The organism is Sulfitobacter donghicola DSW-25 = KCTC 12864 = JCM 14565 (assembly GCF_000622405.1).
Lineage (GTDB): Bacteria > Pseudomonadota > Alphaproteobacteria > Rhodobacterales > Rhodobacteraceae > Sulfitobacter > Sulfitobacter donghicola.
Window position 1 is genome coordinate 2,967,208 of the sequence record NZ_JASF01000005.1, and the last position, 13,695, is coordinate 2,980,902.

Genomic DNA, 13,695 nt, shown 5'->3' on the forward strand with positions numbered 1-13,695 from the left:
TTGAGGCCAGCAGCCACTCTGATACTGTGGCGTCATGGATGACGAACTCAGCGTGACAAATACACCTTGGCAACCCGCCGCGATCAGCTGGCGGGTTCGTCTGGCGCTGGGGGTTTTGTTGGTCATGGCGATTGTGGTGATTTCGGTCACCAACCGCCTGCTTACAGATAGATTTACCGAAACGACCCGCAACCGCGCAGAACTGCGGATCGCGCTCTATGGCGGCAACCTTTTGGCCGAGCTGCGCCAGAATGCGATTGTGCCACAGCTTTTGGGGCGCGACCCGACATTGATCGCCGCATTGGAAAGCGGGGATTACTCCCTTTCGACACAACGTTTGATTTCCTTTGTCGAAGAAATTGGCGCGGCTTCTTTGCTGTTGCTTGATACCGACGGGCGCACAGTTGCGGCGACAAACCGTAACAGAATTGGGGCTGTCCATCGCTCGGATGCGTATTTTGTTGATGCGATCCGTTCGAATGCGACGATCTTTAGCGTGATCAAAGGGGAGGCGGGGGACTACCGCTTTTTCTACTCGCGTAGGGTGCAAAACGGGGGCACGACCGTTGGTGTGATCGCGGTTGAGGTCGATCTGAAAAAGTTTGAACGCGCGTGGGCTGGTATTTCGGATGCTGTGATCGTGACCAACAGCAACGAAGAAATCCTCTTGGCCACTGAGCCACGGTGGCGGGGCAAAACCGAAGAAGAAGCGCTGGCCCAACAAAACCCGCAAAGCGCGATTGAGCGCGCCATTCAGGTGACCGCCGATTGGACCGCATTGCCTGCGGATGCCTACCTGCGCGGCGAGGCTGTGATGCGGTTGGATGCGCGGGTGAATTTTCGCGGGTGGAAAATGGTCAGCTACACCACCTACGCCAGTGTGCGCGAGCGGGTGAACGGGGTTTTGGCGCTGGAAGTGATGGGGTTTGCGATTCTACTGGCGCTTGCGTTTTACTTTCTCAGCCGCCGCACAGCGGGCCGTGCTGCGATTTTTCAGCGCGAGTCGGCAGAGCTTCGCGCATTGAACGCGGCCTTGCAGCGGGAAATCGCTGAAAGAAAACGGGTTCAAGAGACGCTCGCCGTTGCCGAACAAACCCTTGAACAATCCAGCAAATTGGCCGCGCTTGGGGAAATGTCAGCCGCTGTGAGCCACGAATTGAACCAACCTTTGGCGGCGATGAAAACCTATCTGGCGGGCGCGCGCCTGTTGTTGGGGCGCAACCGACCCGACGAGGCGCTCAGTTCGTTCGGGCGGATTGATGATCTGATCGAGCGTATGGGCGCGATCACGCGGCAGCTAAAATCCTATGCCCGTAAGGGCCAAGAGGCGTTTTCGCCGGTGAATATGGCCGATGCTTTGGCCTCGAGCCTCAGCATGATGGAGCCGCAGTTGCGCCAGCGTCAGGTCCAGATTGCGCAGATACTGCCTGAGGATGCTGTTTTGACCCTCGGAGATCGGATGCGGATCGAACAGGTTTTGGTGAACCTCTTGCGAAATGCGTTGGACGCTACCAAATCAGAAAGACACCCGAAGGTTGAGATCATTTTGACCGCCGGAGAGACGGCAACATTGACGGTGCGCGACAACGGTCCCGGGATTGAGGACTTGGACGCGCTGTTTGAGCCGTTTTATACAACGAAACTACCCGGTGATGGAGTTGGCCTCGGCCTTGCGATCTCATCGGGGATCGTGAACGACCTTGGCGGGCGCCTAACGGCGCGCAACGGTCAGGGGGGCGGCGCGGTTTTTGAAATGCAATTGCCGATCCTTGATGGCGGCACAAAAGAAACACAGGCGGCGGAGTAAGATATGGCACAGGCGATGAAAATTGCGATTGTCGATGATGAAAAGGACATGCGTCAGTCCATAAGCCAGTGGTTGGCTTTATCCGGCTATGACACGGAAACCTTCGCCAGCGCCGAAGACGCGCTGAAAGTCTTGGGGCCTGATTATCCGGGGATCGTGATTTCTGATATCAAGATGCCGGGCATGGACGGTATGCAGTTCCTGAAAAAGCTGATGGGCAGCGATAGTGCGCTTCCTGTGATTATGATCACGGGCCATGGCGATGTTCCCATGGCCGTTGAGGCGATGCGTGTTGGCGCGTTTGATTTTCTTGAAAAGCCGTTCAATCCCGACCGGATGAGCGAGCTTGCCAAAAAGGCCACAGCCACACGCCGTCTGGTGATGGATAACCGCCTGCTGCGCCGCGAGCTGAGCGACGGCGGCCAGTTGATGAAAAAGCTGATCGGCCAAAGCCCCGTGATGGAACGCTTGCGCGAAGATATCCTTGATCTGGGGCAGGCCGACGGCCACGTTCTGATCGACGGCGAAACAGGCACAGGTAAAACGCTGGTGGCGCATGCGCTGCATGCGGTTGGATCGCGTGCGGGCAAGAAATTTGTTCTGGTCAGCGCCTCGGCCTTTGAAGAAGACGCGCTGAGCAAGCGCCTGTTTGGGCCGATGCAGCCCGAAGATGCGCAACTGCCAGCAATCGAAGAAGCCCGCGGCGGCACTTTGGTTTTGGAAGATGTCGAAGCGCTGAGCGAGACGCTTCAGGCAAAGCTGCTTTCGGTGATTAACGAACAAGGCACGCCAGCGGAAACGCGGATCGTCGCGATTTCCAACCTGCAAGAAGCAGGTCGCACATCTGAGGATGTTTTGCGGTCTGATCTGTTTTACCGTTTGGCGGCGCTGCGGATCACTGTCCCGCCGCTTCGCCAGCGGGGCGAAGATATCCTGACGCTGTTCACCCGTCTAAGTGAGCAGTTTGCTGATGAATATGGCTGTGACGCGCCTCAGGTTTCCGCGCAAGAGGCCGCACAGCTGTTACAGGCGCCTTGGCCGGGGAATGTGCGCCAACTGATCAATGTGGCCGAGCGCGCCGTCCTGCAATCGCGCCGTGGCTCTGGCACCATTGCCTCCTTGTTGATGTCTGACCATGACGAGATGCAGCCGGTGATGACAACCGAAGGCAAACCTTTGAAGGAATATGTAGAAGCGTTTGAGCGGATGTTGATTGATAACACCATGCGCCGGCACAAGGGCTCGATCGCGAGTGTGATGGAAGAGCTATGCCTGCCGCGCCGAACGCTGAACGAGAAAATGGCCAAATACCAGCTTCAACGATCTGATTATCTATAATCCAATGACAAAGGGCGCCCAAAATAGGCGCCCTTTGTTTTTTATCCGTTAGACAGTTTAACCGCCCAGTTTGTACAACTGTGTCGGGGTGCCTTCGTCATCTGTGCGGCACATCCAACGTTCCTGATTGGCAGGAGAGTCGATGATGTACTGGTTCACCTCCACGATCGGCAGCGTGGTGTTGATCTGTGCGGTTGCATCGCCTGTTTGTTCTTTGATCGCAGCCACGCATTTGCGGTTTGCGCGCGCGTCGCGGCGAACATCTGGATCAGGGTCAAATTCAGCAGGATCACAGGCGGATAGGGCTAGGGTCGCCATACATAGAAAAAGGGCAGGCCGGAATAGAGTGGGGCGCGTAAAGCTTCGCATATTGTCTCCTAAAGTGACGCAATTTTGTGTGCACACCGTTATTGTTGAAATGGACACTACTGACTTAATCTCGGTACAGCAATAACTTGTCGGCCGATTTGCAGGGGCAAAATAGCCCAGTATTTCTCCTCTTATTCGAAAATTGAAAGGTTTGAGTGTGATTGGCCATTGTGTTTGCTGCCTTCGTAGACTTATCTAGGGGAAGGGCCGACCGCGACCTATCGCGGCATCACGGCCCATTTTGAGAGTTTCGCTGTTGCCTTTGGCCAAGAACGCCGATGCGCAACAGACCGATCGTGCCGGAAACGGCAAAGACACGCTGATGGACGTTGAAGGATAAGTTCCCGAGACCACACAGTATTTAATGGATGCGCGGCGCGCTCTGCACAGCAGATGACGCGCCCGTGTCGGAGAAGAACCGCGATGACGCGCGCAAACACTGATATAAGTTTGGGGAGTGGCCTAGAGGGCCGCACCGCTGCGCCGTCATACATCGCCCTGACAAGACACTTGGCGCACCGTGCTGCCCCCCCAGGGAGGCATGCGCGATCGCGCCCGTGCAAAAGAGTAAAATGCCAAAGAAAATGCTTATCGATGCCACCCACGCGGAAGAAACCCGCGTTGTCGTGGTCGACGGAAACAAAGTTGAGGAATTTGATTTTGAATCCGAAAACAGACGCCAGCTTGCTGGCAACATCTATCTCGCCAAGGTAACGCGCGTAGAGCCGTCTTTGCAGGCGGCATTTGTGGATTACGGTGGCAACCGCCACGGGTTCCTCGCGTTTTCGGAAATTCATCCGGATTATTACCAGATTCCTGTCGCAGACCGCGAGGCGCTGCTGGCCGAAGAGCGTGCCTATGCCGAAGCGCAAGCCGCCAAGGATGAAGAAGAGCCCAAGCCAAAGCGCCGTTCGCGCTCTCGCTCGCGCAAGCCAAAAGCTGCGGAGACGGTAACAGAGGATGCAAAGACCTCGACAGAGATCGACGGTATGGAAACCGTTGATCTGAACGAAGACGAAGTCACTGTCTCAGAAGATGAAGCCTCTTCGCCGATGGAGCGGGTGAAAGAAACGCCCGTTGAAACGCCGGATGTAACGGATGAGGACGCGGAAACGGTTGAGGCTGCGGAAGCTGACGCTGAGGTCACACAAGCCGTTGCTGAAGACGCGGTTGAGGAAGCTGTTGTAGAAACGGCTGAAACCGCCAAAGGCGAAGAAACGCCAGAGGCCGAGGCCGCTGAAAGCGACAGCGATCAAGAAGCAAAAGCGGCTGATGCTGTGTCCAAGGACGACAGCATCGAATCTGTGGCGGATGAAGACGACAGCGAAGAAATTCGCCCCGTTCGCAAGCCCCGTCCGCGCCGTTACAAGATTCAGGAAGTTGTTAAGGTTCGCCAGATCCTGCTGGTTCAGGTCGTTAAGGAAGAGCGCGGCAACAAAGGTGCTGCTCTTACCACATATCTGTCCCTTGCGGGCCGTTACTGTGTCTTGATGCCAAACACCGCGCGCGGTGGCGGTATCAGCCGCAAGATCACCAATGCAGCTGACCGCAAAAAACTAAAAGAAATCGCCCAAGAGATCGAAGTACCACAAGGCGCGGGCCTGATCGTGCGCACTGCCGGTGCCAAGCGCACCAAAGCCGAGATCAAGCGCGACTATGAATACCTGCAACGTATGTGGGAACAGATCCGCGAGCTGACGTTAAAATCTATTGCACCTGCAAAGATTTACGAAGAGGGCGACCTGATCAAACGCTCGATCCGCGATCTGTATAACCGCGACATCGACGAAGTGTTTGTTGAGGGCGAGGCAGGCTATCGCATTGCCAAAGACTTCATGAAAATGATCATGCCGTCCCATGCGAAGAACGTGAAGCGTTACTCGGAAACTTTGCCGCTCTTCTCGCGTTATCAGGTGGAAACCTACCTTGCTGGTATGTTCAACCCGACGGTTCAGTTGCCATCAGGTGGCTATATCGTGATTGACGCAACCGAAGCTTTGGTTGCGGTTGACGTAAACTCGGGTCGTGCGACCAAAGAAGGGTCTATCGAACAGACCGCTTTGAAAACCAACCTAGAGGCCGCCGCCGAAGTGGCACGCCAGCTGCGCTTGCGTGACCTTGCGGGTCTGATCGTTGTCGATTTTATCGACATGGACGAACGCAAGAACAACGCCGCCGTTGAAAAGATGATGAAAGACCGTCTCAAGACGGATCGCGCGCGTATTCAGGTGGGCCGTATCTCTGGCTTTGGCCTGATGGAGATGTCGCGTCAGCGTTTGCGCCCTGGTATGATCGAGGCAACAACACAGCCTTGTTCGGTTTGCCACGGGACGGGCCTGATCCGGTCGGATGACAATCTTGCGCTGTCGATCTTGCGGACCATCGAGGAAGAAGGCACTCGCCGCCGTTCTCGCGAGGTGCTGATTAAGGCTCCTGTGGGGATTGCGAACTTCCTGATGAACCAAAAACGTGAACATATCGCCCATATCGAGGCGCGGTATGGCATGAGTGTCCGCGTTGAAGGTGACCCGCATTTGATCAGCCCTGATTTCTCGATGGAGAAATTCAAGACCGCAACACGTGTTGTAAAGCAGGCGTCGCATGTCGTCTCTGTTGATACATCTTTGATGGATCAGATCGACGAAGCCGATGCCGCCGAGGCGGAAGCAGCGGAAAAAGCTGAACAAGCCCAAGTTTCCAGCCATGATGGCGATAGCGAAGACAAGCCAAAGCGCAAGCGCCGTCGGCGTCGTCGCAGCCGTGGTGGCCGTTCCTCTAGCGATGCGCAAAAGACGCTGGATGAAAACGGCGAAGAGGTGTCTGGCGAGGCGTCAGAGACGGCCGCAGAAGAGGTTAAGGCGGATGAGGCCAAGCCTGCGGAAGCTGAAGCCCCAGCAGAGGCCACAGCAGCAGAGGCCACAGCAGAAGACGCGCCCAAGCCCAAGCCGCGCAGCCGTTCGCGTAGCCGCAAACCCAAGGCCGAAACGGTTGCTGTTGTAGCTGATGAAACAGCTGCGGATACAGCCACCGCAGAGGCGGCGGGCGCGGATGAGGCCGTAAAAGCAGAAGAACCTGTGGCCGAAGCGGAAGAAAAGCCAAAGCCCAAACGCACACGTGCGCCCCGCAAGCCCAAGGCAACAGCAGCTTCCAAGAAGGCCGAAGCGGCCGCCGCAGAAGAGGCAGCCGCCGCTGAAGCTACGCCGCCAGTAGCTGAAACCGCTCCTGTTAAGGAAACGCCAGCGGCTGAGGCTCCATCGCCTGAAAAGGCAGAAGTTGTGGCCGCAGAGGCCGCTTCGCCAGCCGATGCCGTGGCAACCGAAGAAGCAAAACCCAAAACGACACGGAAACCGCGGACCTCGTCAAAATCGGCCGCTCCGACAATGAGCACAAGCGAAACCGCTGAGCCAACTGCGGAAACACCCGCTGACGCCGTGGCTGCTGTGGAGGAAGCTCCCAAACCGCGCCGCAAAGGCTGGTGGTCACTCGGGCGCTAACATCGGCCCAGACCAGAAACGTAAAAAGGCAGGCTTTCGGGCCTGCCTTTTTCATTTGTGCGCCATTTTAGGCCTTCTTCTCAATCAGATAGACTTGGACTTCGCCATCCTGAGAGGTGTCAATCAGGTGATGCCCCGCCTCAGCGCAGAAATGAGGAACGTCAATCACCGCGGCTGGATCATCCGCGCGCATGCGCAGCTGATCACCGGCCTGCATACCGTTTAGACGTTTGCGTGCCTTTAGCACGGGCAGGGGGCACAACAGCCCCGTGGCATCAAGATCATGTATCATGCAATCGGGTGTAGGGCGCATGTTACAGTCTGTCCACAGCCTTGTGAGATTATGATAGGTGACGGCGTACAGCGCAGGGTATAGCAGTGACTTATGTTTGGAATCGATATCATCGACGCAAGTCTTTTGCCCGCCATGACAGTTGCCCTATTGGCAGGTGTTATTAGTTTTCTGTCGCCCTGTGTGTTGCCGATTGTGCCGCCCTATCTGGCCTATATGAGCGGGGTGAGCCTGAATGACATGACGTCAGAGGCCGCGGCACGGCGGCGCGCGATTATTGCGGCTGTGTTCTTTGTTATGGGGCTTAGCACGGTCTTTTTGATCCTCGGGTTTACCGCGTCGGCCTTTGGTGCGTTCTTTTTGCAAAACCAGATACTGTTTTCGCAAATCTCGGGCGTTGTGGTCATTATTTTCGGCATACATTTCCTTGGCATTTACCGGATTTCCTTTCTGGATCGCGAGGCGCGTCTAGAGGCAGGGGATAAGGGCGGTTCTTCCTTTGGTGCTTATGTACTGGGGCTGGCGTTTGCCTTTGGCTGGACGCCATGTATCGGGCCCCAGCTTGGCGCGATCCTGTCCTTGGCTGCGGGCGAGGCGTCAGTGGCGCGTGGGACCTTGTTGCTGGGCATCTACGCGCTTGGCTTGGGTATTCCGTTTTTGCTGGCCGCTATGTTTATGACGCGGGCCGTTGGTGTGATGAACCACCTGAAACGCCACATGAAAACGATTGAACGTGTGATGGGCCTGCTGCTGCTGGTTGTCGGTGTTGCAATGCTGACCGGTGCGTTTTCATGGTTCAGCTTCTGGCTGCTCGAGACCTTCCCCGCATTGGGCAACCTTGGCTAAGCGATAGGCCTTACTTTGGCCGAAAAGGCAGGTTAGCATGGGCAAAACAACATGAGGCCCGTGCAGACAAATGGCTGCCCCCGCAAAACCTGTGTCACGCCGTCGGGTATTTTACATCCCCGGCTATGACCCGATCCATCCCCGCCGCTACCGCGAGCTTTATCGCAGTGAATCCGCAGCGCAGGCCGAAATTTCCGGCTATGGAATAACCCTGAGCCAGCGACAGGGCGGCGAGCGTTATGGTTGGAATGTCAAAGGGTTGTTCGACGAGGCGGATGTGGATGTTTCCGTGGATGTGTTGGTTTGGTCCGATATCGTCCGCGACAGCATGGATACCTCTATTCTCGCGACTTATTTTCAGCTGTTGCGCACCGCGTGGGTCTATATCGCCAGCGGAGCCTTGTGGCGATTGATGCGCCTTCGCAAGGGGCCTGTGATTGCAGCGCTTTATCCTGTGGCGATGTTATTGGGGCAGCTTTTGTTTGCTTTTGTGGCGGCAAAGTTAGCTTCTTGGGGGGGCAAGCTGCTTGCGTTTCATTTGCTCCCGCCAGAGCTGGCGTTTGGTGGTTTTGTGGCATCCATGATTGCCTCGGTTGCCGTGTTTTTCTGGCTGTTACGTTGGTTTAAATCCAAGGACAGCAAATTTTTCGCCTATTATCTCATGCATGACTATGCCTATGGCGCATCAACGCGCGGGGCAAATACCCCTGAAATGGAGGCCCGTTTAGCGGCGTTTTCAGATGCGGTTGCGCAGGCATTGGAAACGGATGTGGATGAGGTGCTGGTCGTTGGGCATTCATCGGGGGCGCATCTGGGCGTTTCGGTCTTGGCTGATCTGATCCGCGATGGGCGCGTGCCAGCGGATGGCCCTGCTTTGGCGTTTTTGACCTTGGGGCAGGTGGTGCCGATGGTGTCCTTCTTGCGCGATGCGGATCGGTTGCGCGCCGATCTTGCCTATCTTTGCACCCAAGAAGCGTTAACTTGGGTGGATGTGACCGCCCCGGGGGATGGCTGCGCCTTTGCTTTATGTGATCCCGTTGCTGTTTCTGGTGTCGCACCACCTGAAAAACGCTGGCCCTTGGTTTTTTCTGCCGCCTTCACCCAATCGCTAAGCCCTGAGCGCTGGAACGCGCTGCGGTGGCGGTTTTTCCGGCTGCATTTCCAATATATGTGCGCCTTTGACCGCCCAAAGGACTATGATTATTTTGCCATCACCGCTGGCCCTATGACGCTGGCCGAACGTTATCACGGCCGCCCGCCTTCCAAATCGCGGATCGAGCGGCCCGTGAATAAATTCACAAGTGTTTCAAGATGATAAACCCGCCCAAACCGCCCAGCAGGCCAGATAAAGTCTCGCTTTTGCAATACGCCAAGCTGTTTCGCTCTGACATCCTATCGGCGCAACCTGCGCGCCTGTATCGGGCGTGGATGGCCGAGTTTCGCACGCCGTTTTTCCGCAGCTACCTGTTGAACCAGCCTGATCTGGTGCAGCGCGTTCTCAAAGAGCGCCCCGATGATTTCCCCAAATCCACCCGTGTGAACGAAGGGCTGCGGCCCTTGTTGGGGAATTCGGTGTTTGTGACCAATGGCGAGACGTGGAAGCGCCAGCGCCGCATCATTGATCCTGCCTTTGAAGGCGGGCGCCTGCGCGAGACGTTTTCCGCGATGTGGGATGCTTCCGAGGCGGCAGCGGCACGGTTGGATGGAAAGGTTGGCGAAGTCGTCGAAGTAGAAGCCGAGGCGAGCCATGCGGCGGCTGATGTGATCTTTCGCACTTTGTTTTCTTTACCCATCGAACACCACCTCGCGCGCGGTGTTTTTGAAGAGTTTCGCACCTATCAACGCAGTCAGCCGATCCTGAACCTTGCGGCGTTGCTGCCGATGCCACGTTGGATGCCACGGTTATTCAGCCGCGACACGAAACAAAGCGCGGCGAAAATTCGCGGGCTGATTGGCCAGCTGACCCAGACGCGGCAGGAAGAGATCCTTGCGGGTACTGCGCCAGATGATCTTGCCACTAAGATCATGACCACCGCTGATCCCGAAACCGGTGAGAGGTTCTCGACCGAGGAAATGGTCGATCAGGTGGCGATCTTTTTCCTCGCAGGGCATGAGACCAGCGCCTCGACCTTGGCTTGGGCACTTTATTTGATGGCGCTGTATCCAGAGTGGCAGGAAAAACTAGCGCAAGAGGCCCAAGCGCTGGACGCATGCGATTTCGCAGTGATGAGCAAGCTGCGCCTGAGCCGAGATGTGTTTCGCGAAACGCTGCGTCTTTATCCGCCCGTGCCGATGATGGTGCGCGAAAGCAGCTGCCCCGAACAGATGCGCGACCGCGCTGTGCCAAAGGGGTCGCAGATGGTGATTAGCCCGTGGCATCTGCACCGTCACGAACGCCTGTGGGATAATCCTGACGGGTTTGACCCAACCCGTTGGCACAGCGAAAACGGCAAGGCCTGTCAGCGCGAGGCGTTTATCCCCTTTAGCGCTGGGGCGCGTGTGTGTCCGGGCGCGGGGTTTGCAATGATCGAAGGGCCGCTGATCCTTAGCCGTATTTTGCGAGACTACCGTGTCACGGCAGGCCCTGTGCCAATTCCGGTTGCACATCTGACAGTGCGTGCAAAAAATGGCATCCGCCTCAGGATTGCGCGGCGATAGCGTTAACATGCCAAGAACGGCTGGTGCCGTGACCGTGAACCGATTAGACAGGCCCCAATTATAGTTTTCAGAACATAAAGGCATAAATTCATGTCCCCAAAAGACGCACAACGTTCCCGTATCGCTTCCGCAGATGGTTTTATTGCTGCTCTAGACCAATCTGGTGGCTCGACGCCAAAGGCATTGGCACAATACGGTGTTGAACCCACCGATTATTCAGGCGATGCGGAAATGTATGCCGCCGTTCACGCCATGCGCAGCCGGATCATTCTGGCGGATGATTTCACATCTGAAAAAGTACTGGGTGCGATCCTGTTTGAGCGCACGATGGATAGTGACATTAACGGCAAGCCAACTGCCCAAGTTTTGTGGGACGATCGCGGTGTTGTTCCGTTCCTTAAGATCGACAAGGGACTCGCGGATGAAGCAAACGGCGTTCAGATGCTCAAGCCCATGCCAGAGCTGGATGCGCTGCTGGCCAAAGCGAATGAGAAGGGCATCTTTGGCACCAAAGAGCGTTCCTTGATTTTGGAAGCCAATGCGCAAGGTATCGCAGATGTTGTGGCCCAGCAGTTTGACGTGGCCAAGCAGGTTGCAGCCGCTGGTCTGGTGCCGATTGTAGAACCCGAAGTTCACATCGAAAGCGCGACAAAAGCCGAAGCGGAAGATATTCTAGAGGCTGAAATCACAAAGCATCTGAATGACTTGCCAGAAGATGTTAATGTAATCTTAAAGCTGACGATCCCCAGCAAAGCAGGCCTTTATGATGCCGCTGCCGATCACCCGCGCGTGTTGCGTGTGGTTGCATTGTCGGGTGGCTATTCCACGGATGTTGCCTGTGATCTGCTTAGCCAAAACCACAAGATGATCGCCAGCTTTAGCCGCGCCTTGGCTGAAGGGCTGAACGTCAAAATGTCCGAGGCCGAGTTTAACAGCGCTCTGGGCCAAAATATCGAAAAGATCTACGCGGCATCTGTCGCCTAAATCATCGGCCAGTGGCCAAATTGAAAGCCGCTGATTGGAGTTCCCGATCAGCGGTTTTTCTTATTCAGGCGTATCCAGCCGCTGCTTCAAGGTTTCCAAAACATAAACACGGATGGCCGAGGCCAATCCGCTGTCCATGCCGCGCGCGGCGTCAATCTCGGCGACAAGCGCGTTGATCGGCAGGGCCCGTTGGCGCGCAATATCGCGCAGTTCTGTCCAAAAAGGGGCTTCCAGCGAAATAGACGTGCGGTGCCCGTGCAATGTCACCGAGTGTTTGACGGGCCGCGCAGTCATGTTTCTTTCTTATGGCCGTCTAGGTGACGGTCCATCTTATCAAGACGCGCTTTTTGCGCGTCTTTCTGTGCTTTTGTCTGACCGAATTTAGCCGCGTTTTCATCCGCACGGGCGCGACTGGCGGCGCGCCCGCGTTCTTTGCGGATTTTATTGAGGTTTATCGGTGTGCTCACTTGGGCCCGATCATGTTTTCGGGGCGCACAACACGGTCAAAGGTTTCCGCATCAACAAACCCTAGGGCGATGGCTTCTTCCTTGAGGGTGGTGCCGTTTTTATGCGCGGTCTTGGCAACTTTGGTGGCGTTGTCATAGCCGATTTCTGGCGCCAAAGCGGTTACCAGCATCAGGGATTCACGCATCAGTTTTTCAATGCGATCCGCGTCGGCCTTTAGGTCAACCACGAGGTTGTCGGTAAAGGCAGATGCCGCATCGCCCAACAACTGCATAGATTGCAGCACGTTATAGGCCATCATTGGCTTGTAAACGTTCAGTTCAAAGTGACCTTGCGAGCCAGCAAAACCAACAGCTGCGTCATTACCGAATACGTGGGCGCAGACCTGTGTCAGGGCTTCGCATTGTGTTGGGTTCACTTTGCCCGGCATGATCGATGAACCTGGCTCGTTTTCGGGCAGGATCAATTCGCCAAGGCCACAGCGCGGGCCAGAGCCCAAAAGGCGGATATCGTTGGCGATTTTGAACAGGCTAGCGGCAACCGTTTTCAGGTGGCCAGAGATTTCGACCATGGCGTCATGGGCGGCAAGTGCTTCAAATTTGTTTGGCGCAGTGACAAAGGGCAGGCCCGTGATGCGCGCCATATTGGCGGCAACGGTTTCAGCCCAACCAACCTTTGTGTTCAGGCCGGTGCCAACGGCTGTGCCGCCTTGGGCCAGCTCATAAATGCGGCCAAGGCCGTCTTCGACGCGCTGGATGCCCATGGCAACCTGATGGGTATAGCCAGAAAATTCCTGAGACAGTGTCAGCGGCGTTGCATCCTGTGTGTGGGTGCGGCCAATTTTGATGATGCCGTCAAACTCTTCAACCTTCGCCTGAAGCGCTGCGTGCAGCTTTTTCAGACCGGGCAGCAGAACGTCATTTGCTGTGGTCGCCGTGGCGATGTGCATGGCCGTTGGGAATGTGTCGTTAGACGACTGGCCCATGTTGCAGTGATCATTCGGGTGCACAGGATCTTTTGATCCGATCACGCCGCCCATGATTTCAATCGCGCGGTTTGCGATGACTTCGTTCGAGTTCATGTTGGACTGAGTGCCAGACCCTGTCTGCCAAACCACCAATGGGAAGTTATCGTCGAACTTGCCCGCAACCACTTCGCTTGCTGCTTGCACAATCGCTTTGCCGCGTTCTTCGTCCAGACCGCCTTGGGCTATGTTCGCCTCGGCACAGGCCTGTTTGATCACACCCAATGCACGCACAATGGCGACGGGCTGTTTTTCCCAACCGATGGGAAAGTTCATGATCGAACGCTGTGTCTGTGCGCCCCAGTATTTGTCGGAAGGGACCTCCAATGGGCCAAAGCTATCGGTCTCGGTACGGGTGTTGGCCATTGGGGGCGCTCCTGAAGTTGTGTTGTTCAGGGCTGTTTAACTGCTGGCGCGC

At 56.1% G+C, this 13,695-nt stretch carries 12 protein-coding genes; 7 read left to right on the forward strand and 5 right to left on the reverse strand.

Annotated features, from left to right (window positions below; all coding sequences use genetic code 11):
- The first annotated feature begins 34 nt into the window (after nt 1-34).
- Both Z948_RS0115760 and Z948_RS0115765 read left to right on the forward strand, forming a co-directional pair.
- On the forward strand, nt 35-1,807 hold the full coding sequence (locus tag Z948_RS0115760; protein WP_025060518.1) for a sensor histidine kinase: 1,773 nt from the start codon (nt 35-37) through the stop codon (nt 1,805-1,807).
- Between the two features lie 3 nt (nt 1,808-1,810).
- On the forward strand, nt 1,811-3,145 hold the full coding sequence (locus Z948_RS0115765) for a sigma-54-dependent transcriptional regulator (RefSeq protein ID WP_025060519.1): 1,335 nt from the start codon (nt 1,811-1,813) through the stop codon (nt 3,143-3,145).
- A gap of 57 nt (nt 3,146-3,202) precedes the next feature.
- On the opposite strand, the gene Z948_RS0115770 is transcribed toward Z948_RS0115765, so the two are convergent.
- Nucleotides 3,203-3,514, reverse strand: a complete 312-nt coding sequence (locus Z948_RS0115770; protein ID WP_025060520.1) for a hypothetical protein — start codon at nt 3,512-3,514, stop codon at nt 3,203-3,205.
- Nucleotides 3,515-4,086: 572 nt separating this feature from the next.
- On the opposite strand from Z948_RS0115770, the gene Z948_RS0115780 reads away from it, so the two are divergent.
- Nucleotides 4,087-7,008 carry an Rne/Rng family ribonuclease gene (locus tag Z948_RS0115780; protein ID WP_025060521.1) on the forward strand — a complete coding sequence of 974 codons (2,922 nt, stop codon included), beginning with the start codon at nt 4,087-4,089 and terminating at the stop codon, nt 7,006-7,008.
- A 67-nt stretch (nt 7,009-7,075) separates the two neighbouring features.
- Here Z948_RS0115780 and Z948_RS0115785 read toward each other — a convergent pair whose 3' ends face one another.
- Nucleotides 7,076-7,300 carry a sulfurtransferase TusA family protein gene (locus tag Z948_RS0115785; RefSeq protein ID WP_025060522.1) on the reverse strand — a complete coding sequence of 75 codons (225 nt, stop codon included), beginning with the start codon at nt 7,298-7,300 and terminating at the stop codon, nt 7,076-7,078.
- 93 nt (nt 7,301-7,393) lie between these two features.
- Between Z948_RS0115785 and Z948_RS0115790 the strand changes: the two genes are divergently transcribed.
- The 4 genes from Z948_RS0115790 to Z948_RS0115805 all read left to right on the forward strand — a co-directional run bounded on the left by Z948_RS0115790 (nt 7,394) and on the right by Z948_RS0115805 (nt 11,788).
- Complete coding sequence (locus Z948_RS0115790) at nt 7,394-8,146, forward strand: cytochrome c biogenesis CcdA family protein (RefSeq protein WP_025060523.1); 753 nt, start codon at nt 7,394-7,396, stop codon at nt 8,144-8,146.
- Between the two features lie 70 nt (nt 8,147-8,216).
- Nucleotides 8,217-9,461, forward strand: a complete 1,245-nt coding sequence (locus tag Z948_RS0115795; RefSeq protein WP_025060524.1) for a hypothetical protein — start codon at nt 8,217-8,219, stop codon at nt 9,459-9,461.
- Nucleotides 9,458-10,804 (forward strand): cytochrome P450, encoded by a 1,347-nt coding sequence (locus tag Z948_RS0115800; protein WP_025060525.1) that lies wholly within the window; start codon nt 9,458-9,460, stop codon nt 10,802-10,804. Before Z948_RS0115795 ends, Z948_RS0115800 begins: the two co-directional genes overlap by 4 nt.
- A gap of 90 nt (nt 10,805-10,894) precedes the next feature.
- Nucleotides 10,895-11,788 (forward strand): fructose bisphosphate aldolase, encoded by an 894-nt coding sequence (locus tag Z948_RS0115805; RefSeq protein WP_025060526.1) that lies wholly within the window; start codon nt 10,895-10,897, stop codon nt 11,786-11,788.
- A gap of 60 nt (nt 11,789-11,848) precedes the next feature.
- On the opposite strand, the gene Z948_RS0115810 is transcribed toward Z948_RS0115805, so the two are convergent.
- Genes Z948_RS0115810 through fumC form a run of 3 tightly spaced genes read right to left on the reverse strand, consistent with a single transcriptional unit; the run spans nt 11,849 to nt 13,643 of the window.
- Entirely contained in the window at nt 11,849-12,082 is a 234-nt protein-coding gene (locus tag Z948_RS0115810; RefSeq protein ID WP_025060527.1) for a ribbon-helix-helix domain-containing protein, read from the reverse strand.
- Nucleotides 12,079-12,255 (reverse strand): DUF4169 family protein, encoded by a 177-nt coding sequence (locus tag Z948_RS0115815; protein ID WP_025060528.1) that lies wholly within the window; start codon nt 12,253-12,255, stop codon nt 12,079-12,081. Before Z948_RS0115815 ends, Z948_RS0115810 begins: the two co-directional genes overlap by 4 nt.
- Nucleotides 12,252-13,643 carry a class II fumarate hydratase gene (fumC, locus tag Z948_RS0115820; RefSeq protein WP_025060529.1) on the reverse strand — a complete coding sequence of 464 codons (1,392 nt, stop codon included), beginning with the start codon at nt 13,641-13,643 and terminating at the stop codon, nt 12,252-12,254. The genes Z948_RS0115815 and fumC overlap by 4 nt, the downstream gene beginning before the upstream one ends.
- Nucleotides 13,644-13,695 lie beyond the last annotated feature (52 nt).